The organism is Aminivibrio sp. (assembly GCF_016756745.1).
GTDB lineage: Bacteria > Synergistota > Synergistia > Synergistales > Aminobacteriaceae > Aminivibrio.
Genome location: NZ_JAESIH010000024.1, coordinates 1 through 16,637 on the forward strand (window position 1 = coordinate 1; position 16,637 = coordinate 16,637).

Consider the following 16,637-nt stretch of genomic DNA (forward strand, 5'->3'; position numbering starts at 1 on the left):
GAACATCAACCGGTCCATGGAAGAGCAGGGGCGGGTGACGGAGTCCATCGCGAAGGCCGCCGAAGAGCTTGTGAGCCTGTCGGAAGAGATGCAGAAGTCCGCCGCCCGGTTCAGGGTCGAGGAAGAGACGAAATCCGGTCTCGTTCCCTCCAGGGAAACACCGGACGAAGCCTGATCCTTTCAGCCTTCGACTGGAAAACAGGGGAGTCTCCTGACGGAGACTCCCCTGTCGTGATCAGAATTTCTTCAGGGCTCTTTTGCCTGTTCCCTTTCCCGGCGGGGGAAGCCCCTTGTCCCTGCAGTCGGGGCAGAGGCCGTAGAGGGTGAGCTGCTGCTTCAGCACCTGAAACCCCTCCAGCGCGCCGGAGTACGACTCCGCCCCGGGGAGATTCACATCAACGTCGATCAGGGAACGGCATGAAAGGCAGAAGAAATGATTGTGGGAAACCGCGCAGGTATCGTACCGGATTCCGCCGTCGCTGAGATCCTGCACTTCCGCGATCTCTCCCAGGGAGGCCATCTCACGAATGGTGTTGTAGACCGTCGTCCGCGAGACTTCGGGCATGATGGACACCACCTGGCGGTATACTTCATCCACCGTGGGATGGCTCCTGTCCCTGGAGAGAATCTCAATAATCAGGCGACGCTGGGGAGTAAGCTTGAGCCCCTTCTCCCGCAGACTGGCCGCTATTTTGTCCACGGATCGCATGAAGCACCCCTCCTTGTTCCCGAAACCACATTGTAATCATTATAAATAAAAATAATTTTCCGTCAACAACAACTCGGAAAGTCCGTCCGCGCTCCTTCCGCGGACGGACTTTCCGAGGCGGACAGGCTTATTCGACGTAGAGCTTGTAGAGTGCCTGGGTGCCCTCGTTTTCCAGGCCCCGGGCGGCGACTTTCCCGTACTGCTCGAAAGCCTTCTTCAGTCCGGCGGCGTCCAGTCCCATGCGCTCCGCCTCCTCGAGCGCTATCTTCATGTCTTTTATGAAATGCTTCACGAAAAAGCCGGGAGCAAAATCGCCCGCCAGGATCCTGGGGGCAAGATTGGAGAGGGACCAGCTTCCCGCAGCGCCGCCGGAGATGCTCGACAGCACTTTTTCCGGGTCGAGGCCGGCTTTCTTCGAGTAGGCCAGAGCCTCGCAGACCCCCATCATGTTGGAAGCGATGGCGATCTGGTTGGCCATCTTGGTGTGCTGTCCGCTGCCCGGTCCGCCCTGGAAGACGATATTCTTTCCCAGAAGGGAGAAAAGGGGCATCATGTCATTGAAAACAGCTTCGTCTCCGCCCACCATGATGGACAGGGTCCCCTCCCGGGCCCCCCTGTCGCCCCCCGACACGGGGGCATCGAGGACAGGAACCCCTTTTTCGGCTCCCGCAGCGGCGATGCGGGCCGCCAGGCCCGGGCTCGAGGTGGTCATGTCGATGAGCACCGTTCCGGGCCGGGCCCCCGCAAGGAGCCCCTTTTCCCCGAGATAGACCTCCTCCACGTCGGCGGGAAATCCCACCATGGTGATGATCACATCGCTCTTCTCCGCCAGGGAATGGACGTCGTCCTTCCACACGGCCCCCTGGGTCAGCAGGTCCAGGGCCTTCTCTTTCGACCTGTTGTAGACGAGCAGCTCGTAACCGCCCCTCATGATGTGCCCCGCCATGCTGTGCCCCATGACTCCGAGACCTACGAATCCGACGACCGTTTTTCCCCTTTCGGGTTTCATTCAGTGCCACCTCCGGTTGTTGTTTTCTGCCCTTCTTGCTCCTTTCCCGTCCAATTGTTCCCATATTCTCCATTCTCGGGTACAATACATGAAGGAAAGAAGGGTCAGTTTTGATTGTACCCTTATCATTACAGATTGAGAAGGAGGCAGATCCATGAACACTCTGGAAAGGATCGAGCAACTGCTTGGAGACAAGGCGGAGTACCTGCTCGGACACACATGCAAAACCATAGGTCGGGAAATGCTCATCCTCCCGGGACCTGATTTTGTGGACAGGGTGACGGCGCTCTCCGACCGCTCCATTCCGGTAATGCGGTCCATGCAAACCCTCTTCGGCAGCGGAAGGCTGGCCGGAACGGGATACCTCTCCATCCTCCCCGTGGACCAGGGAATCGAACACTCCGCCGGAGCCAGCTTCGCTCCCAACCCCATCTATTTCGACCCCGAGAACATCGTGAAGCTCGCCATTGAGGCCGGATGCAACGCCGTGGCCAGCACCCTGGGCGTTCTCTCGTCGGTGGCCAGGAAATACGCCCACAAAATCCCCTTCGTGTTGAAGATCAACCACAACGAGCTGCTCTCCTACCCCAACAAGTACGACCAGATCCTCTTCGCCTCAGTGGAACAGGCCCGGGACATGGGAGCCGCCGCCGTGGGCGCCACCATCTATTTCGGCAGCGACGAGTCCTCCCGGCAGATCCAGGAGATCAGCACCGCCTTCGAGATCGCCCACAACCTGGGCATGGCCACGATCCTGTGGTGCTACCTGAGAAACAACGCCTTCAAGACGGCGGAGAAGGACTACCACGTGGCCGCCGACCTCACGGGGCAGGCGAACCACCTCGGCGTAACCATCGGCGCCGACATCATCAAGCAGAAGCTCCCCGAGAACAATGGGGGATTCACCGCCCTGAAGTTCGGCAAGACGGCGAAGGCGGTCTACGAAAAACTCTCCAGCGACCATCCCATCGACCTGACCCGGTACCAGGTGGCGAACTGCTATATGGGCAGGGCAGGACTGATCAACTCCGGCGGCGCCTCCGGAACCAACGACCTTGCCGAAGCCGTGAAGACCGCGGTGATCAACAAGAGGGCCGGCGGCATGGGCCTCATCCTCGGCCGCAAGGCCTTCCAGCGCCCCATGAAGGAGGGCGTGGAAATCATTCACGCCGTGCAGGACGTTTATCTCGAGAAGCAGGTGACCATAGCCTAGCTCCGGCTGAGCGGGAAGCCTCGAAGAGCCCCTTGAAGAAGGCCCGGACGTTCTCCCCCAGGAGACGGGTATTGTAGCCTCCCTCCTGGACCGCGAGGACGGGAAGGCCCAGGCCGCCGATCAGTCTTCCGTTGTTTTCGAAGTCCCTGGCGACGAGGCTCCAGGTTCCCGTGGGATCTTTTTTGCAGGTGTCCCCGCCGAAGGGAACGACGAGAAAACGGGCTCCATGGTCCGAAATTCTTCTCGATACCCTCCTGAGGGCGTCTAGGTATTCTTGCCCCGAAAGATGCTCGGGAAGGGGAAGGTTGAGGTTGAAACCCCGGCCTTCTCCTTCCCCTTTTTCGTCCTCGAAGCCGGAGAAATAGGGGTAGGCGAACCGGGGGTGCCCGTGGAGGGAGACGGTGAGGACGTCGCTCCGCCGGTAGAAGATGTCCTGCTGGCCGTTGCCGTGGTGGTAGTCCACGTCGAGCATGGCCACCCTGCCGAAGGCCGAGAGGTACTCGGCGGCGGCGGCCGCGCTGTTCAGGTAGCAGAAGCCGCCGAAGAGACGCCGCTCGGCGTGGTGCCCGGGGGGTCTCACCAGGGCGTAGGCCAGGTGCCGTCCTTCCGCAAGGGCCTGGGCGCCCGACAGGGCGCAGTCCAGCGCTCCCAGGGCGGCAAGGAAGGCATTCTTGTTCAAAGGGGTAAAGGTGTCCATGCAGAAGTACCCTGCCCGGACGGAGAGGTCCTGGGGAGGCCTGGCCGCGTTCCGCACGGGGAAGACATAGGGGTAGACGGACTCCCCCTCCGGCATGGACATGCAGACCTTTCTGAGGTAGGAGAAGAAGACGGCGCTGTGGACCTTCAGCACGTGCCGCTCGCCGAAATGACGGGCCTTCTTTTCCGTGAAGAGCCCCGAGGGAAGGATCTCCCGGAGGATGGCCTCCACCCGGACGGGAGACTCCACGTATCCCCTTTCCCTGACGTGGTGAATGGCGTGGTCACGGTTGACGAAGAGGGCTATCCGCTCGCCTTCGGGAAGGGCCGCGGCCACGGCGGTCCGTTTCGGGGCGGTCACGTACTTCAGGGGGCGGAGCTTCACCGGGTCGTCCCGAAAGGAGTCCATGACCATGCGGATATACTCCGGCGGGCAGAGATCTCCGTATTTCTTCCCCAGGATGGCGGCCACGATGAGCCGGGCCTTTTCCCTCCTCAGGGGCTCCCCTCTTCCCAGGCCGTCGAAGACCAGGTAGGGCGGATTGTCCTCTCCAGGCCCCAGGGGAGTCTCGTACTTCGTTCCCACCACGGGGACGGCGCCGTACCGCTCATAGAAGCGCAGCCGGGCTGCGTTCTGCTGCCGGATTTCCTCATCGCGGCTGAGTTCGGGGTCGTCGGGAAGGCATTCGAAGAAAAGCCCGCAACACCCGAGGTCCAGGGCTTCCTTCCGCACCCTCTCGTAGAGTACGCCTCCAATGCCTCCGCCCGCTTCGGCCCCCGGAACGGCGATATAGTCCAGAAAGGTGAACTTCAATAACGGATCGTAGAGGGCCAGGGCAAAACCGTAGACCTTCCCCGCCCCCTTCTCCGCGGCAAAGAGAATGGTCTGGAAGCCGTACTTGAGCTGGTTCCGCAGCTTCTCTGGAATGGATTCAGCCTCGCCGGGACGGGCGTCCGGAAATTGCTCCTTCAGGATCTCCCCGATGCGGACGAGAGCCTTTTCGTTTGCCGGGGAAAGATCATCGAAAATCCTCCGGATCCGGAACATCCGCGCCACCCCCTACACGGGACGCCTGGCCTTGCCCGAAAGCTCCTCGGGATCGAGGCGGAGCACCGTCACGGAGGCGCATTCCGCGGAGGAGAATTCATGGGAAAAGTCCTCCCCCGCGTATTTTTTCATGATCACCAGGAGGGCGGCGGCCTTCTCCCTCTCGTCCTCCACCATCGTTACCGGTCCCGATATCATGACGCTTTTGTAGAGCATCCCCCACCCGCAGGCCCGCTCCGCGGACCGCACAAGGTCCTCGTCGCACTGCGCCTGGAAGCAGCCCCGGGGATTCCGCGCGATGATGTCGAGCTTTCGTCCCTCCCGGGCGCAGTGGAAATAGACGGCGCCGTCCATTACTCCGAAACAGAGGGGAACCACGTAGGGCTCCCCGCCGCTGCAGAGGGCGAGATGCCCGGTGAACGCCCCGTCAAGTATTTCATAGATTTCAGCCCTGTCAGTGATCTCCCTGTCTTTTCTGCGTACCGGATGGCCCATTGTTCTGCCCTCCCCTGTTATATAAATGCTATACTGAACACAATGGAGGTATACGAGAGATGATCCGTTTGCCGACCGCCTCTGCCCTTGTATTTCTGTCAATTCTACACTTTTTTAGCTTTTCAGGCGAGGGAATGCCCCTTCCGCCGGAGGAGATCGCAGGAAAGTACCGGAACGCATCCCCCGTCCAGTGGGGGGAGCATGTTTCCGGGACAGCCTCGAGGATCGCCTCCGAAGGGAAGGAGGTGGCCCTCACATTCGACGCCTGCGGGGGAAAGAAGGGATCGGCCATGGACCGGGAACTCCTGGATTTTCTGAGGCGTGAGCGCATTCCGGCCACCTTCTTCCTGAGCGGGCCGTGGCTTGAGAAGAACAGGGAGACCACCCGGGAGCTGGGGGCGGATCCGCTGTTCGAGATCGGCAACCACGGAGCGGAGCACCGTCCCCTCTCCGTCACGGGACGGTCCGCCTACGGGATTCCCGGAACGGAATCCGTCTCCGGGGCGGCCCGGGAAGTGGAGGACAATGCCAGGTTCCTGGAGGAGATCACAGGGCGGAGGCCCCGGTATTTCCGCTCCGGCACGAACCACTACGACGAGGTGGCCGTGAGGGTGGCGGCGGACCTGGGGCATACATCGGTGAGCCATTCCCATAACGGGGACGGCGGAGCTTCCTATTCAAAAAAGAAGATCGCGGACGGCCTGCTCTCCCTCCGGGGAGGGGAGATTGTCCTGTTCCACATGAACCGGCCCGAAGGCCAGACTGCGGAGGGGCTGAAAGAAGCCCTGCCTCTTCTCCGGAAGAAGGGATTCCGTTTCGTGAAGCTCGGGGATCGCCCTCTCGTTTTCGAGGACGGCACCTCAGGCCCCTCAGCCGGAAAGGCATCCTCCGGACCGTATGGTATCATACGGGGGGATTCCGCTTTTTTTACCCGGCGGAAGGGATGTCAGCGCCGGACGGAGATGATGCCATGGATACAGTCATGTTCGAAAGATGGAGGGACTATCAGCCCCTCCGGGAGTCCGTTGAAAAATTTACCGCGACGGCAAAAAGCTATCTGACCGTCAGGGATTTCACCGAAACGGACGACCGGATCGCCGCCAGGAAGCTGTGGCAAGATCTCTCGGCCCAATACTGGGACGTGCTGGCCGCCCTGGTGGACGCCCATACGGAAAGTTTTCCCGAAGAACTGTCGTTCGACGAACAGGAACGGCTCTTTATCGATTTCGGCTACGCCGGCGACGAAATCACCCCGGCCTCCCCGGCCCTCCGGGAAGCCCTCTCCCCGAAGGTCGCCCCGGGGCTCTTCCAGTACTATACGTTTTCGGACTTCATAGCCGAAGCCTACGCCATGATCATGGGCAAGCCCGTCATGCCCCCGCGGAGCGGGTTCTCCCCGGAGGGGAAGATCGTCCAGATGCGCCGGCAGCTCGACGGGCTGAAGGCCAGGATCAGGATCATTCTCCCCGTGGTGCTGGCAAAGCAGGGGGCCCTCCCCTCCGAGACGGAAACTCTTCTTGCGGATCTTCAGGGGTGCCTGGAATCCTACACCGAAGTGGCCATGCGGACGAGAAAATACCGGGAAGCCCCGGAAAAGGACAGGCAGCAAATGGCCGTGGAGCACCACGCGTTTTCCGAGGCGGAAAAGCGCCTGGTCTCCTTTCTGAAGGGCAACGGCGAAGAGGACGGCGGACTGGACGGGAACGAGATCCAAAAAGTTTCGGGACTGCTGGAATCCGCCAAGAACCTGGCAAGAAACATCGTCTTCGTGACCCAGGAAATTTCGAAATGGGAGCGGCGGGTGAAGAAAGCGGCGTCCGAAATGGAGGGCATCCCTCCCGCCGTTCGCCGAAGAAAGCTGAAGGACCTCATCTTCTCCAAAAAGGAGTACATTTCCCTCACGGCTAAGTCCGCCCGGAGAGATCCGTCCCAGCTCTGCCGGAGCGAAAAGCCTCCCCTCGCTCTCGACCGGGCGGCGGCCATAGTGGAGGAGTTGGCGGCCCTGGACCCGGAAATGCTCGTGGTCGCCCGGATACGGATGTACGGCATCCCCAGGGTGATCGTAGTGCCCGGGCAGGGGTACGGCACCTACGACTGGAGCGACCATACCCTGCTGCTGCCTGCCTTCCCGCTGAACAACCTTCCGGAGAAGGCCGCGGCCTATGCCCTGGGAACCTTCCGGTGGGACAGCGACGAGGACAGGGTCATAAAGAACATTTACGAGCTCATCAAGGAAAACAGGGGTAAATCCATCCTCGACCTGAGCTCGTCCTTCTACAAGGATTATTTTCTGTGGCTCACCAAGGAGAAGAAAGGATACCGCATTCTGCCGAGAAACACCCACAAGGTTTTCGTCCAGATGTTCGCGGAAAGAAACCAGGAATGAACTTCATCGGGAACGGAGAGATTCGCCATGTTTGACAGGATCGCCATCATCGCCCTCGGAACCCTCATGATCTGGCTTCTCAGGTTCAAAATACTGAAGCGGGGACTGTCCCCCCTGAAGTCGGCCATTTACGCTTCTCTCATCATCATCGCCGGAATCCAGTACCACTACTACTTCCTTCCCTACGAGACCTTCCGCGGAGGGGTCGCCTACACATCCACGGGTTTTCTGGCCTTCCTCATACTCCAGTACGGCTACCGGAAGCAGGGAAGCTCCCGGGGCGCTTCGGAGAAAGACGGAGGGAAATAGGCTCCCCTTCATTCCCAGAGGTGCTTCTCGGGAGGGCACACTCCTGTGAGATCCAGCAGTTTTTCCCGGATGCGCCCGGCCCGGCTGCCGTCGGCCAGAGCAATGACCCTGTCCCCAGCGGAGAGCAGCGTGTCCCCGTTGGGGAGGATCTCCTCGCCGAAACGGTGGATGCTCACCAGCAGGCATCCCTCCGGAAGGGACGCCTCCCTCACCGTTCTGCCGTCGAGAGGCGACCCCGGGCAGACCGTTCCCTCGAGAAGAATCTTCCCGGGACTGACGGCCCCGTCGCTTTTCCGGAGCATCCTGAGCAGGAGGGAGTCGTAAATGGGCCGTGCTCTGAGCAGGTCCGCCGTCACGTGGGCAAGGATGACCACGACGGAGACCGAGAGCAGATGGGTGAAGGACCCGGTCATCTCGGTGATAAGGATGATCCCCGTGATGGGGGCCCGTACCACCGCCGCGAAGAAACCCGCCATTCCCGCAATGAGGAAATTCACGACCAGAGCCTGGTCCATTCCTGTGAACAGGACCGCCGCCGTTCCGTAGAGGGTTCCCAGGGAGGCCCCCTCGGCGAGCATGGGCAGGAAGATCCCCCCCGCCGCCCCCGAACCGAAGCAGAGGGCCGTGAAGAGCAGCTTGCCGGCGAAAAGGGACAAGAGGACCGACAGGGACTTCTCCCCCATGCCGAGATGTTCCACCAGGGCATGCCCCCCACCGATAATGTCAGGAAAAACGGGTCCGATGCAGAGGACCGCAAGAGCCGGGATGACCACCCTGTACCGCGCCGGGAGAGGCAGCCTGCCATAGAGGGTCTGGACATCGAGGATCACCCTGCAGAAGAGGGCGCCGCCGGCACCGCAGAGCAGGCCGAGAAGGAGCAGGTGGCCATAGAGGTTCAGGGGAAGGACCGAGGGAACACCGAAAGCAAAGACGGGCCCGAGGCCGAAAAAGTGCTTCGACACGAAATCCGCCGCCAGGGAGGCCATCATGGCCGAAAGAAGCACCAGGGGAGAGAGATTCTTGTGGACCTCCTCCAGGACGAAGATCACACCGGCGAGCGGGGCGTTGAAAGCGGCGGAAAGCCCCGCCGAAGCCCCGCTTGAAAGGAAAAGCCGCTCCTCCACCTTCCCCAGCTTCTGCAAGACCGCCATTCCCTTGCCGGCGGCGGCGCCGATCTGGACCGAGGGACTCCCTCTGCCGAGCGAAAGACCGAGGGCGATGGCAAGTCCCCCTCCGAGAAACTTTGCCGCAGACACCTTCCACCAGGACATGGACACCTGACCGAGGAGTTCTCCCTCCACCTGGGGAATGCCGCTTCCCCTCGCCATGGGCTCCCACTCCATGAGACTGCCGATGACGACTGCGACCCCGCACCAGAGAAGCGCCATGACCGGAAAGGAAAGGGGCAGCCCGCCGGTGAGAACGGCAAGGGAAAAGTCTTCCGCCCCGGCCAGAAGAAGACGGTAGCAGACGGCGGCAAACCCGGCGACGGTACCGACGGCAAGTCCCTGGGCGATCAGGTGGACCCGGAACCGGCCCTCTCCGGTGAGCAGTTTGTAGCGAACCATGACCAACACCTCTTCCGAGGGAATTTCACTCGAGCCCGGGCCTTCGTGGAAGATCCGGGGAAAGGGGAGCGATGCGGTACAAAACGGCGGAGAGGGACCTCCCGGGCGCTCCCTCCGCCGCCGTTTGCGGAGAAAAAACTATTCCTTCGGCTCCAGCAGCTCCGCCACGGAATCCAACAGGGTGCGGATCTGGAGGTTCTGGGGGCATTTCTCCTCGCAGGCGCCGCACTTCACGCAGGCGTTCGCCCTGGCCTCCGGCTTCAGGAAGGTCTGATAGGTCATCCGTGCCTGCTCGAGGTTATCGAACATGAAGGCCATGTTGTACCGGTTGAAGCACTCGGGGATGTTCACTCCCGACGAGCAGGGCATGCAGTACTGGCAGGCCGTGCAGAGGACCTTCATCCTCGTGCGGTACACCTCCTTCACCCGGGCGATCATGTCCCGCTCCCCGGCGGTAAGACAGCCGACGCAGGCGTCATCGACTGAGGAGAGGTTGTCTTCGAGATCCTCCTCCGTGGTCATGCCGCTGAGAACAATGGAGACTTCCGGCTGGTCCCAGAGCCAGCGCAGCGCCCATCCCGCCGGGGAGAAAGGCTTCGGCGACTCGCTCCAGATCTTCTTCATGACGTCCGGAATGTTCCGGGCCAGGTTTCCGCCCCGGAGGGGCTCCATGATCACCACGCCCATATTCCGCTCCGCCGCGTACTTCAGGCCGGCAGTACCCGCCTGGTAGTTCGTGTCCATGTAATTGTACTGGATCTGGCAGAAATGCCACGGGTAGGCATCCACGATCTCCCTGAACAGGGGAAGCTGGTCGTGGAAGGAGAAACCCGCCCTCCTGATCCGCCCGTCGGCCAGGGCCCTGTCGAGGAAGGAGCCGAAGCCGTTCTTCTTCATGATCTCCCACCGCTCGACATTGAGGGAGTGGAGCAGGTAATAGTCGATCACGTCCGTCTGCAGCCGGGCAAGCTGCTCGTCCAGGAAGCGGTCCATGTCCGAGGGAGTCTCCACCATCCAGGAGGGAAGCTTGGTGGCGAGGAAGACTTTTTTCCGGTAGCCGTCCCCGAGGGCCCTGCCCACGAAGGGTTCGCCCTCACCGCCGTGGTAGGGATAGGCGGTGTCGATATAGTTCACTCCCCTGTCAATGGCGGAACGAATCATGGCTGTTGCCCGGTTTTCGTCGATCTTTCCCTCTCCGTCGAGGGGAAGGCGCATGCAGCCGAAGCCGAGAATGGACAGTTCATCCCCTGTGCGGGGCATAGAACGGTACAGCATATAGGAAGACCTCCTTCATAAATGTGCATTTTTCCCGCCGGCAAAGAATTCCGCCGGCGCGCTCCGTATTGTACAATTATCCCACAGATATTCAAACAGCCGGAGGATTTCCATGGGTCATATCACTGAAACGCAGGCAGCCGAAGAGGCCGCAGGAACATTCGAGGCTTCGCTGAGGCTGTGGGGGACTCTTTCTTCGTGCCGGGCGGAAGAGAAGGACGGCGTGCTGCTCCTCTCCACCGGAACGGCCATCCCGGACCAGAACTACGCCCTGAGAACGAAAGAGGGAGACCCGGCGGCCATGGCCGCCGCCGCGCAGTCCTTCTTCGCCTCGGAAAAAATGCCCTTCACATGGTGGATCTCCCCCGGAGCGGGGGCTCTCTCCGAAAGCGGGGAGCTAGCCCGGGCGGGGCTTCCCCTTCAGTGTTCGCCCCCGGCCATGATTCTTCGCCTCAGGGAAGGGCGGAACACCATACCCCCGTTTCCCGGCAGGGAAATTTCGGTCTGCCGCACCTCCGGCGAGGCCTCGGAGTGGGCCGCTTCCTCCCTTGAGGGGTTCGGATCGGAACCGGAGCACCGGGAACCCTTCGCCGCCTTTGCGGCGTCCATGACGGAAGAGCCCGTCCGGGACCGCTTTCGGCTGCTTGCCCTTTCCTTCCGGGGCAGGTTGGCGGCGACGGCCCTGCTGACCCTCCCCGGAAAGACCGCGGGACTTTTCTATTTTTCCGTGCTGCCGAAATTCCGCCGCCTGGGCCTTGGAAACCGCCTCCTTGACGGAACGCTGGAAGAGGCCCTGAAGGCCGGCTGTTCCTCCGTCGCCCTCCAGGCCTCCCCTATGGGATTTCCCCTCTACAAAAAGTTCGGTTTCCGGGAGTGCGGGCGTTTCCTGGTTCACTCGACCCACCCCGACGCCTGCTAGAAGTTCAGCCGGTCCGCCAGTTCGTCCAGTTCCGCGTCTGTGGCTGCGAGGGAGGGCAGGAACCGGACGGCCCCTCCCGCCACGTTGAGGAGAACCCCCTTTTCGAAGGCCCGGCGCTTCACTCCGGCGGCATCGTCCGTGACGACGCCGAGCATGAGCCCTTTCCCCCGCACCTCGACGGCCCACGGCAGCTCGGAGAGGCGTGCACGGAAGCGTTCGCCCTTGCGGGCAACTTCACCGACAAATTCAGGGGTAAGATGGGAGAGCACCGCCTTCCCCGCCGCCAGGGAAACGGGATTGGGGGCGAAGGTGGACCCGTGGTCTCCGGGGCCGAAGGGAGACCATCCGCAGAAGACCGCCGCGCCGAGGGGCAGCCCTCCGCCGATCCCCTTGCCGATGGTGACGATGTCCGGGGCCAGTCCCCAGTGTTCATGGGAGAAGTTTTTCCCCGTGCGTCCGAGCCCGGCCTGGATCTCGTCGGCAACGACAAGGACTCCCTTGTCCCGCTGCAATGTTTTCACCGCCTCGGCCAGCTCGCCGGGTATGGGGATCACACCGCTGTTCCCCTGGACGCACTCCAGGAAAACGGCGGCCACGTCGTATTCTTCGGCGAAGTCGAGGAGCATGCTCCCCCTCAGGGGAAGGAAGACGCACCCCGGAACGAGGGGTTCGAAGGGCTTTCTCATGGAGGGGCCCCAGGTGACGGAGAGGGCGCCGAGGGTCCTTCCGTGGAAGTTTCCCTCGAAGGAGACGATAACGCCCCTCCTGTGTTTCTTCACCGCCTTGAGGGCCGCCTCGTTCGCCTCGGCGCCGGAGTTGGAGAAGTAGACCTCCCCGGGGCGGCCCGTCATGGCGACGAGCTGTTCGGCCACGGTAACGGCGTCGGGGTCGAGAAAGTAGTTGGACAGGTGGATAAACCGGGCCGCCTTTTCAGACACCGCCCGTACCACGTCGGGATGGCCGTGCCCCAGGGGAAGGACGCCGATGCCGGAGAAGGCGTCCAGGAAGACGCCCCTGTCCGTATAGACCTTCATTCCCTCGGCACGCTCCACTGCAAGGCCCCAGGGAGAATAGACGGGAGTCAGCATGGAAATCATTCCCCCAGCCCGAACTCTTCCACCAGGGCGCGGAGAGCCTCGTTGCCGTCCTCTGTGGCCACCAGGGCGGAAATTTTGATCTCCGATGTGGTGGTACCGAGCATGGCGATCCCCTTCCGGCTCAGGGCGGAGATAAACCGCGCGGCCACCCCTGGGGCCGACTTCATCCCCACCCCAACGGCGGAGACTTTCACCACGTTCCGATCCTCGGTCACGGTCCAGCCTTCCCAGGGAGCAAGAACATCCCTCACCGTCCTGAGCACCGCCTTTTCCGTGGCGTCCACCACGGTGAAGGTAAGGTGGGAATGGCCGTTCTCGTTCACCGTGGAAATCATGTCCACATTCACTCCCTGTTCCGCGAGCCCCGTGAAGAGGGCACTCAGGGCCTCCATGGAACGGGGAAGGCGGGATATGGTCAGCCTCGTCTGGTTGCTGTCGGTGGTCACGCCCGTAACGACGGGCTGCTCGAGCCACTCGGGAAGGGATTTCACTACGCAGGTCCCCCTTTCATCGGAGAAGGTGGAGCCGCAGTAGAGGTCCACCGAGTATTTTTTCGCTATTTCCACGGCCCTGGAATGGAGCACCTTGGCTCCCAGGGATGACAGTTCCAGCATTTCGTCGTAGGTGATATAGTCGAGTTTCCTGGCTCCGGGAACCCTGTTCGGGTCGCAGGTGAACACCCCCGGCACGTCGCTGTAGATCTCGCAGGGACAACCGCACTTGGCAGCAATGGCTACCGCCGACGTGTCCGAACCTCCCCGGCCCAGGGTGGTGACGTCTCCTTCCGGGGTAATGCCCTGAAATCCGGTGACCACGAGGACGCTCCGCCTCTCGAGCTGCATCATGAGCCTGGACAGGTTCAGGTCCATGATCCGGGCGTTGTTGAAGCTGCCCGTGGTGGTCAGGCCGAGCTGGAAAGCGTTGTAGGAAAGGGCCGGTATCCCCATGTCGCACAGCGCCATGGCAAGGAGGGCGGACGTGACCTGCTCCCCCGTGGCGAGGAGCATGTCCAGTTCCCTGGGGGACGGCTCCGGCGAAACCTGTTCCGCAAGGGCTATGAGAGAGTTGGTGGTTTTCCCCATGGCGGAGACCACCACCACGAGCTTGTCTCCCCGGTCCACCCTCTGCCGAATTCTCTCGGCCACGCCCCGGATCTTCTCCGCCGTGGCCACCGACGACCCGCCATACTTCTGTACGATCACGTCCGGACCTCTCCTACTTCAGGTTTCGGAGATCCTGCACGATCTCCGTCTTCGATTCGGTCTTTTCGTCCACGTCCTTGACCACCCTGGCGGGGGAACCCGCCACCACGGTTCTGGGAGGAACATCCTTCGTCACCATGGCGCCCGCAGCCACCACCGCCCCGGCGCCTACCCTTACTCCTTCCAGGATGACGGCGTTGGCCCCCACGAGGACCTTGTCCTCGATCACCACGGGCGTGGCGCTCGGAGGCTCGATGACCCCCGCCACCACCGCGCCGGCGCCGATGTGGCAGTCCGCACCGATCCGGGCCCTTCCGCCCACCACGGCGTTCATGTCGATCATGGTCCGTTCGCCGATCACGGCGCCGATGTTGATCACGGCCCCCATCATCACCACGGCGCCCTTCCCGATCTCCACCATGTCCCGGATCACCGCGCCGGGCTCGATCCGGGCCTCGTATTTCATCAGGTCCGCCAGGGGAACGGCGGAATTCCGGGCCCTGGTCTCCATGTGGACCGACCTGATCCTCGGCGCGTTCTCGGACAGGATTTTCTCGACCTCCGCCCTGTCCCCGGCCAGGATGCCGAAGTCCTTCCCGCCGACAAAGACAACCCCGCCGGCGTCCATACCCTCGAGGTCCCCGGACAGGTAGGCGACGCAGGGCGTTGTCTTCTTCGATTCCTTGATGAGCCTTATGATGTCTTCCGTCCGCATGTGAGGACCTCCTCGAAAGAATAGAACCCGGGCTTCGCCCCGGCGGCGAATTCAGCCGCCCGAAGGGCTCCCAGGGCAAACACGCTCCGGGAGAGGGCCCTGTGGGTCAGGGTGAACACTTCTCCCTCGTTGGCGAAGAACACCGTGTGGTCCCCCGGAACGCCGCCCATGCGGAGGGAATGGGTGGGGCAGTCCCGCCCGAGGGCCTCCCTGAGGAGGATGGCCGTCCCGGAGGGAGCGTCCTTTTTCCTGTTGTGGTGGGTCTCGCTCATCTCCGCATCCCAGTCGGCGAAAAGAGGACCGAACTCCCGGAGGATCATCTTGAACAGTGTCACCCCGGCTGCGAAGTTGAAGCTCTGTACCACCGCCGACGTCCTGGCCGCATACCGTACCTCGTCCATCTGTTTCGGCGTGATACCGGTGGTACCCAGCACGAGGGCGCAGGAAAAGCGCCGCACCGCGTCCAGGGTGGCTCCGAGGGCGGAGGGCAGGGAAAAGTCCACCATGACCTCGGGCGTGCCTTGGCAGGTCTCCCCGCCGATATCAAGGGTGTAGCAGAGCTCATGGGAGGCGAAGGCCTTCCGGATCTCCGCCCCCATGCGCCCCGATGCACCCACAAGGCCGTATCTCATAGACTCACCCCGCACTCCTTCATGGAGGCATCGACCACGGCCATGCACTTTTCCGATGCCGGCACAAGAGGAAGGCGAAGCTCGTTCCGGCAGAATCCGAGGCGGCTCACGGCGTACTTCACGGGGACAGGATTCGTTTCCATGAAAAGATCCTTCATCAGTGGGAAGATGCGGGAATGGATCTCCCGGGCCTTCTCCACCTCCCCCGCGAGGGCAAGGCGCACCATGTCCGACGTCTCCCGGGGCATAACATTGGAAAGAACGGAAATGACCCCGTCGCCGCCGGAGTTCACGAGATGGAAAGCCTGGTCGTCGTTCCCGGACAGAATGGCGAAATCCGACCGTTCTTTCTTGATCCGCCGGACGAGGGTGTCAATCTGGGCCAGGTCGCCGGAGGCCTCCTTGATGCCGGCAATATTGACGATCTTGCTCAGCCGGTAGACCGTCTCGGGGAGGATGTTCGATCCCGTGCGCCCCGGAACGTTGTAGATAATGAGAGGGATCTTAATGCTTCCGGCGACAGCCTTGAAATGCTGATAGAGCCCCTCCTGGGGGGGTTTGTTGTAGTAGGGAGTCACCACAAGGACGCCGTCCGCGCCGAGGTTCTCCGCCTGCTGTGAAAGAGCGATGGTATGCTCCGTGGAGTTCGATCCGGTACCGATAACCACGGGGACCCTTCCCGCCGCCGTTTTCTTCGCGAAGGTGATGATCTCCGCCCTCTCCGCTGCGGTGACGGTGGGACTTTCCCCGGTGGTGCCAAGGACCACTAGGAACTCAACTCCATTTTCGATCTGCCAGTTCAGGAAACGCCCGAAACTCTCGAAATCCACGCCGCCCTCTTTAAACGGGGTCACCACTGCAGTACCTGTTCCTCCAAACATCTCCGCACCTCCTGTTGTTGTCGGGATATAAAAAACGGCCCGTCCCCGAAGGGACGAGCCGAAACTCGCGGTACCACCCTAATTGGACATGAGAGAAAAGCCATGTCCCCCTCGGGCCCGATGACGGGGACCCAGGCCGGGAATGTACTCCGGGAACCGCCCTTTAACCGCGGTCCTTTCCATTCCGGCTCACCGGCCTTTTCGTCCCTTTCCTCCCGGCGGGGGCACCTCTCAGCCGCTGAACGCCCCTCTCTGTCGCCGGACGACCGGAAAAGAACATGCCGGTTCATCGCCTTTTCATATGTATTCGCTGATTTTATTCAAAGATCGTTTTTTTGTCAATCCTAAATCCGCAACCTAAATCCGCAGGTTCGTTCCCCAAGAGAAGAGACAGGTCCCCGGACGGGGAAGTGAACCCTTTTCGTTTCCCCGTCCCTATGGTTTTTTCTCCTTTTCAGGCGGTTGAAGCTCTTTTTCCCGTTT

The 16,637-nt window shown here is 61.8% G+C and carries 16 protein-coding genes; 5 read left to right on the plus strand and 11 right to left on the minus strand.

Annotation, left to right across the window (positions count from 1 at the left end; translation table 11 throughout):
* Positions 1-235: 235 nt before the first annotated feature.
* On the minus strand, positions 236-709 hold the full coding sequence (locus JMJ95_RS01815) for a Fur family transcriptional regulator (protein WP_290681791.1): 474 nt from the start codon (positions 707-709) through the stop codon (positions 236-238).
* 127 nt (positions 710-836) lie between these two features.
* Entirely contained in the window at positions 837-1,718 is an 882-nt protein-coding gene (locus JMJ95_RS01820) for an NAD(P)-dependent oxidoreductase (RefSeq protein WP_290681794.1), read from the minus strand.
* A gap of 154 nt (positions 1,719-1,872) precedes the next feature.
* On the opposite strand from JMJ95_RS01820, the gene JMJ95_RS01825 reads away from it, so the two are divergent.
* Positions 1,873-2,931, plus strand: coding sequence for a class I fructose-bisphosphate aldolase (locus JMJ95_RS01825; RefSeq protein WP_290681797.1), 1,059 nt, complete (start codon positions 1,873-1,875; stop codon positions 2,929-2,931).
* Here JMJ95_RS01825 and JMJ95_RS01830 read toward each other — a convergent pair.
* Positions 2,879-4,675 (minus strand): histone deacetylase family protein, encoded by a 1,797-nt coding sequence (locus tag JMJ95_RS01830; RefSeq protein WP_290681800.1) that lies wholly within the window; start codon positions 4,673-4,675, stop codon positions 2,879-2,881. The two genes, JMJ95_RS01825 and JMJ95_RS01830, sit on opposite strands and share 53 nt — an antisense overlap.
* A 12-nt stretch (positions 4,676-4,687) precedes the next feature.
* On the minus strand, positions 4,688-5,170 hold the full coding sequence (locus tag JMJ95_RS01835) for a pyridoxamine 5'-phosphate oxidase family protein (RefSeq protein WP_290681812.1): 483 nt from the start codon (positions 5,168-5,170) through the stop codon (positions 4,688-4,690).
* A gap of 134 nt (positions 5,171-5,304) precedes the next feature.
* Between JMJ95_RS01835 and JMJ95_RS01840 the strand changes: the two genes are divergently transcribed.
* Genes JMJ95_RS01840 through JMJ95_RS01850 form a run of 3 tightly spaced genes read left to right on the plus strand, consistent with a single transcriptional unit; the run spans position 5,305 to position 7,865 of the window.
* Complete coding sequence (locus tag JMJ95_RS01840; protein ID WP_290681814.1) at positions 5,305-6,231, plus strand: polysaccharide deacetylase family protein; 927 nt, start codon at positions 5,305-5,307, stop codon at positions 6,229-6,231.
* On the plus strand, positions 6,141-7,556 hold the full coding sequence (locus tag JMJ95_RS01845) for a hypothetical protein (protein ID WP_290681816.1): 1,416 nt from the start codon (positions 6,141-6,143) through the stop codon (positions 7,554-7,556). Before JMJ95_RS01840 ends, JMJ95_RS01845 begins: the two co-directional genes overlap by 91 nt.
* Before the next feature lie 27 nt (positions 7,557-7,583).
* Positions 7,584-7,865 (plus strand): hypothetical protein, encoded by a 282-nt coding sequence (locus JMJ95_RS01850; protein ID WP_290681819.1) that lies wholly within the window; start codon positions 7,584-7,586, stop codon positions 7,863-7,865.
* Positions 7,866-7,873: 8 nt separating this feature from the next.
* On the opposite strand, the gene JMJ95_RS01855 is transcribed toward JMJ95_RS01850, so the two are convergent.
* The gene (locus JMJ95_RS01855; RefSeq protein WP_290681820.1) at positions 7,874-9,433 is read right to left on the minus strand and encodes a ClC family H(+)/Cl(-) exchange transporter; all 1,560 of its coding nucleotides are present in this window, start codon (positions 9,431-9,433) and stop codon (positions 7,874-7,876) included.
* A gap of 138 nt (positions 9,434-9,571) precedes the next feature.
* Positions 9,572-10,708 carry an aldo/keto reductase gene (locus tag JMJ95_RS01860; protein WP_290681822.1) on the minus strand — a complete coding sequence of 379 codons (1,137 nt, stop codon included), beginning with the start codon at positions 10,706-10,708 and terminating at the stop codon, positions 9,572-9,574.
* A gap of 112 nt (positions 10,709-10,820) precedes the next feature.
* Here JMJ95_RS01860 and JMJ95_RS01865 point away from each other — a divergent pair, with 112 nt between their 5' ends.
* Complete coding sequence (locus JMJ95_RS01865; protein ID WP_290681824.1) at positions 10,821-11,627, plus strand: GNAT family N-acetyltransferase; 807 nt, start codon at positions 10,821-10,823, stop codon at positions 11,625-11,627.
* Here the strand turns inward: JMJ95_RS01865 and JMJ95_RS01870 are convergent.
* The 5 genes from JMJ95_RS01870 to dapA are packed head-to-tail and all read right to left on the minus strand — an operon-like array spanning position 11,624 to position 16,154.
* A complete protein-coding gene (locus JMJ95_RS01870) occupies positions 11,624-12,724 on the minus strand; it encodes an aminotransferase class III-fold pyridoxal phosphate-dependent enzyme (RefSeq protein ID WP_290681826.1) in 1,101 nt (366 codons plus the stop codon). The genes JMJ95_RS01865 and JMJ95_RS01870 overlap by 4 nt on opposite strands.
* Positions 12,721-13,926 carry an aspartate kinase gene (locus JMJ95_RS01875; protein ID WP_290681828.1) on the minus strand — a complete coding sequence of 402 codons (1,206 nt, stop codon included), beginning with the start codon at positions 13,924-13,926 and terminating at the stop codon, positions 12,721-12,723. Before JMJ95_RS01875 ends, JMJ95_RS01870 begins: the two co-directional genes overlap by 4 nt.
* A 13-nt stretch (positions 13,927-13,939) precedes the next feature.
* Positions 13,940-14,641, minus strand: coding sequence for a 2,3,4,5-tetrahydropyridine-2,6-dicarboxylate N-acetyltransferase (gene dapD, locus JMJ95_RS01880; protein WP_290681831.1), 702 nt, complete (start codon positions 14,639-14,641; stop codon positions 13,940-13,942).
* Positions 14,620-15,273: a dihydrodipicolinate reductase C-terminal domain-containing protein gene (locus tag JMJ95_RS01885; RefSeq protein ID WP_290681834.1), complete on the minus strand. Its 654-nt coding sequence runs from the start codon at positions 15,271-15,273 to the stop codon at positions 14,620-14,622. The genes dapD and JMJ95_RS01885 overlap by 22 nt, the downstream gene beginning before the upstream one ends.
* Positions 15,270-16,154, minus strand: coding sequence for a 4-hydroxy-tetrahydrodipicolinate synthase (gene dapA / locus JMJ95_RS01890; protein ID WP_290681836.1), 885 nt, complete (start codon positions 16,152-16,154; stop codon positions 15,270-15,272). Before dapA ends, JMJ95_RS01885 begins: the two co-directional genes overlap by 4 nt.
* Positions 16,155-16,637 lie beyond the last annotated feature (483 nt).

What these genes read in the sequence shown, in the direction of transcription:
- JMJ95_RS01840 (WP_290681814.1), top strand. Translation starts at nt 5,305, where the DNA reads ATGCCCCTTCCGCCGGAGGAGATCGCAGGAAAGTACCGGAACGCATCC.
- JMJ95_RS01870 (WP_290681826.1), bottom strand. Translation starts at nt 12,724, where the DNA reads ATGATTTCCATGCTGACTCCCGTCTATTCTCCCTGGGGCCTTGCAGTG.
- dapD (WP_290681831.1), bottom strand. Translation starts at nt 14,641, where the DNA reads ATGCGGACGGAAGACATCATAAGGCTCATCAAGGAATCGAAGAAGACA.
- JMJ95_RS01835 (WP_290681812.1), bottom strand. Translation starts at nt 5,170, where the DNA reads ATGGGCCATCCGGTACGCAGAAAAGACAGGGAGATCACTGACAGGGCT.
- JMJ95_RS01885 (WP_290681834.1), bottom strand. Translation starts at nt 15,273, where the DNA reads ATGAGATACGGCCTTGTGGGTGCATCGGGGCGCATGGGGGCGGAGATC.
- JMJ95_RS01830 (WP_290681800.1), bottom strand. Translation starts at nt 4,675, where the DNA reads ATGTTCCGGATCCGGAGGATTTTCGATGATCTTTCCCCGGCAAACGAA.
- JMJ95_RS01865 (WP_290681824.1), top strand. Translation starts at nt 10,821, where the DNA reads ATGGGTCATATCACTGAAACGCAGGCAGCCGAAGAGGCCGCAGGAACA.
- JMJ95_RS01820 (WP_290681794.1), bottom strand. Translation starts at nt 1,718, where the DNA reads ATGAAACCCGAAAGGGGAAAAACGGTCGTCGGATTCGTAGGTCTCGGA.
- JMJ95_RS01855 (WP_290681820.1), bottom strand. Translation starts at nt 9,433, where the DNA reads ATGGTTCGCTACAAACTGCTCACCGGAGAGGGCCGGTTCCGGGTCCAC.
- JMJ95_RS01825 (WP_290681797.1), top strand. Translation starts at nt 1,873, where the DNA reads ATGAACACTCTGGAAAGGATCGAGCAACTGCTTGGAGACAAGGCGGAG.
- JMJ95_RS01815 (WP_290681791.1), bottom strand. Translation starts at nt 709, where the DNA reads ATGCGATCCGTGGACAAAATAGCGGCCAGTCTGCGGGAGAAGGGGCTC.
- JMJ95_RS01845 (WP_290681816.1), top strand. Translation starts at nt 6,141, where the DNA reads ATGGATACAGTCATGTTCGAAAGATGGAGGGACTATCAGCCCCTCCGG.
- dapA (WP_290681836.1), bottom strand. Translation starts at nt 16,154, where the DNA reads ATGTTTGGAGGAACAGGTACTGCAGTGGTGACCCCGTTTAAAGAGGGC.
- JMJ95_RS01860 (WP_290681822.1), bottom strand. Translation starts at nt 10,708, where the DNA reads ATGCTGTACCGTTCTATGCCCCGCACAGGGGATGAACTGTCCATTCTC.
- JMJ95_RS01850 (WP_290681819.1), top strand. Translation starts at nt 7,584, where the DNA reads ATGTTTGACAGGATCGCCATCATCGCCCTCGGAACCCTCATGATCTGG.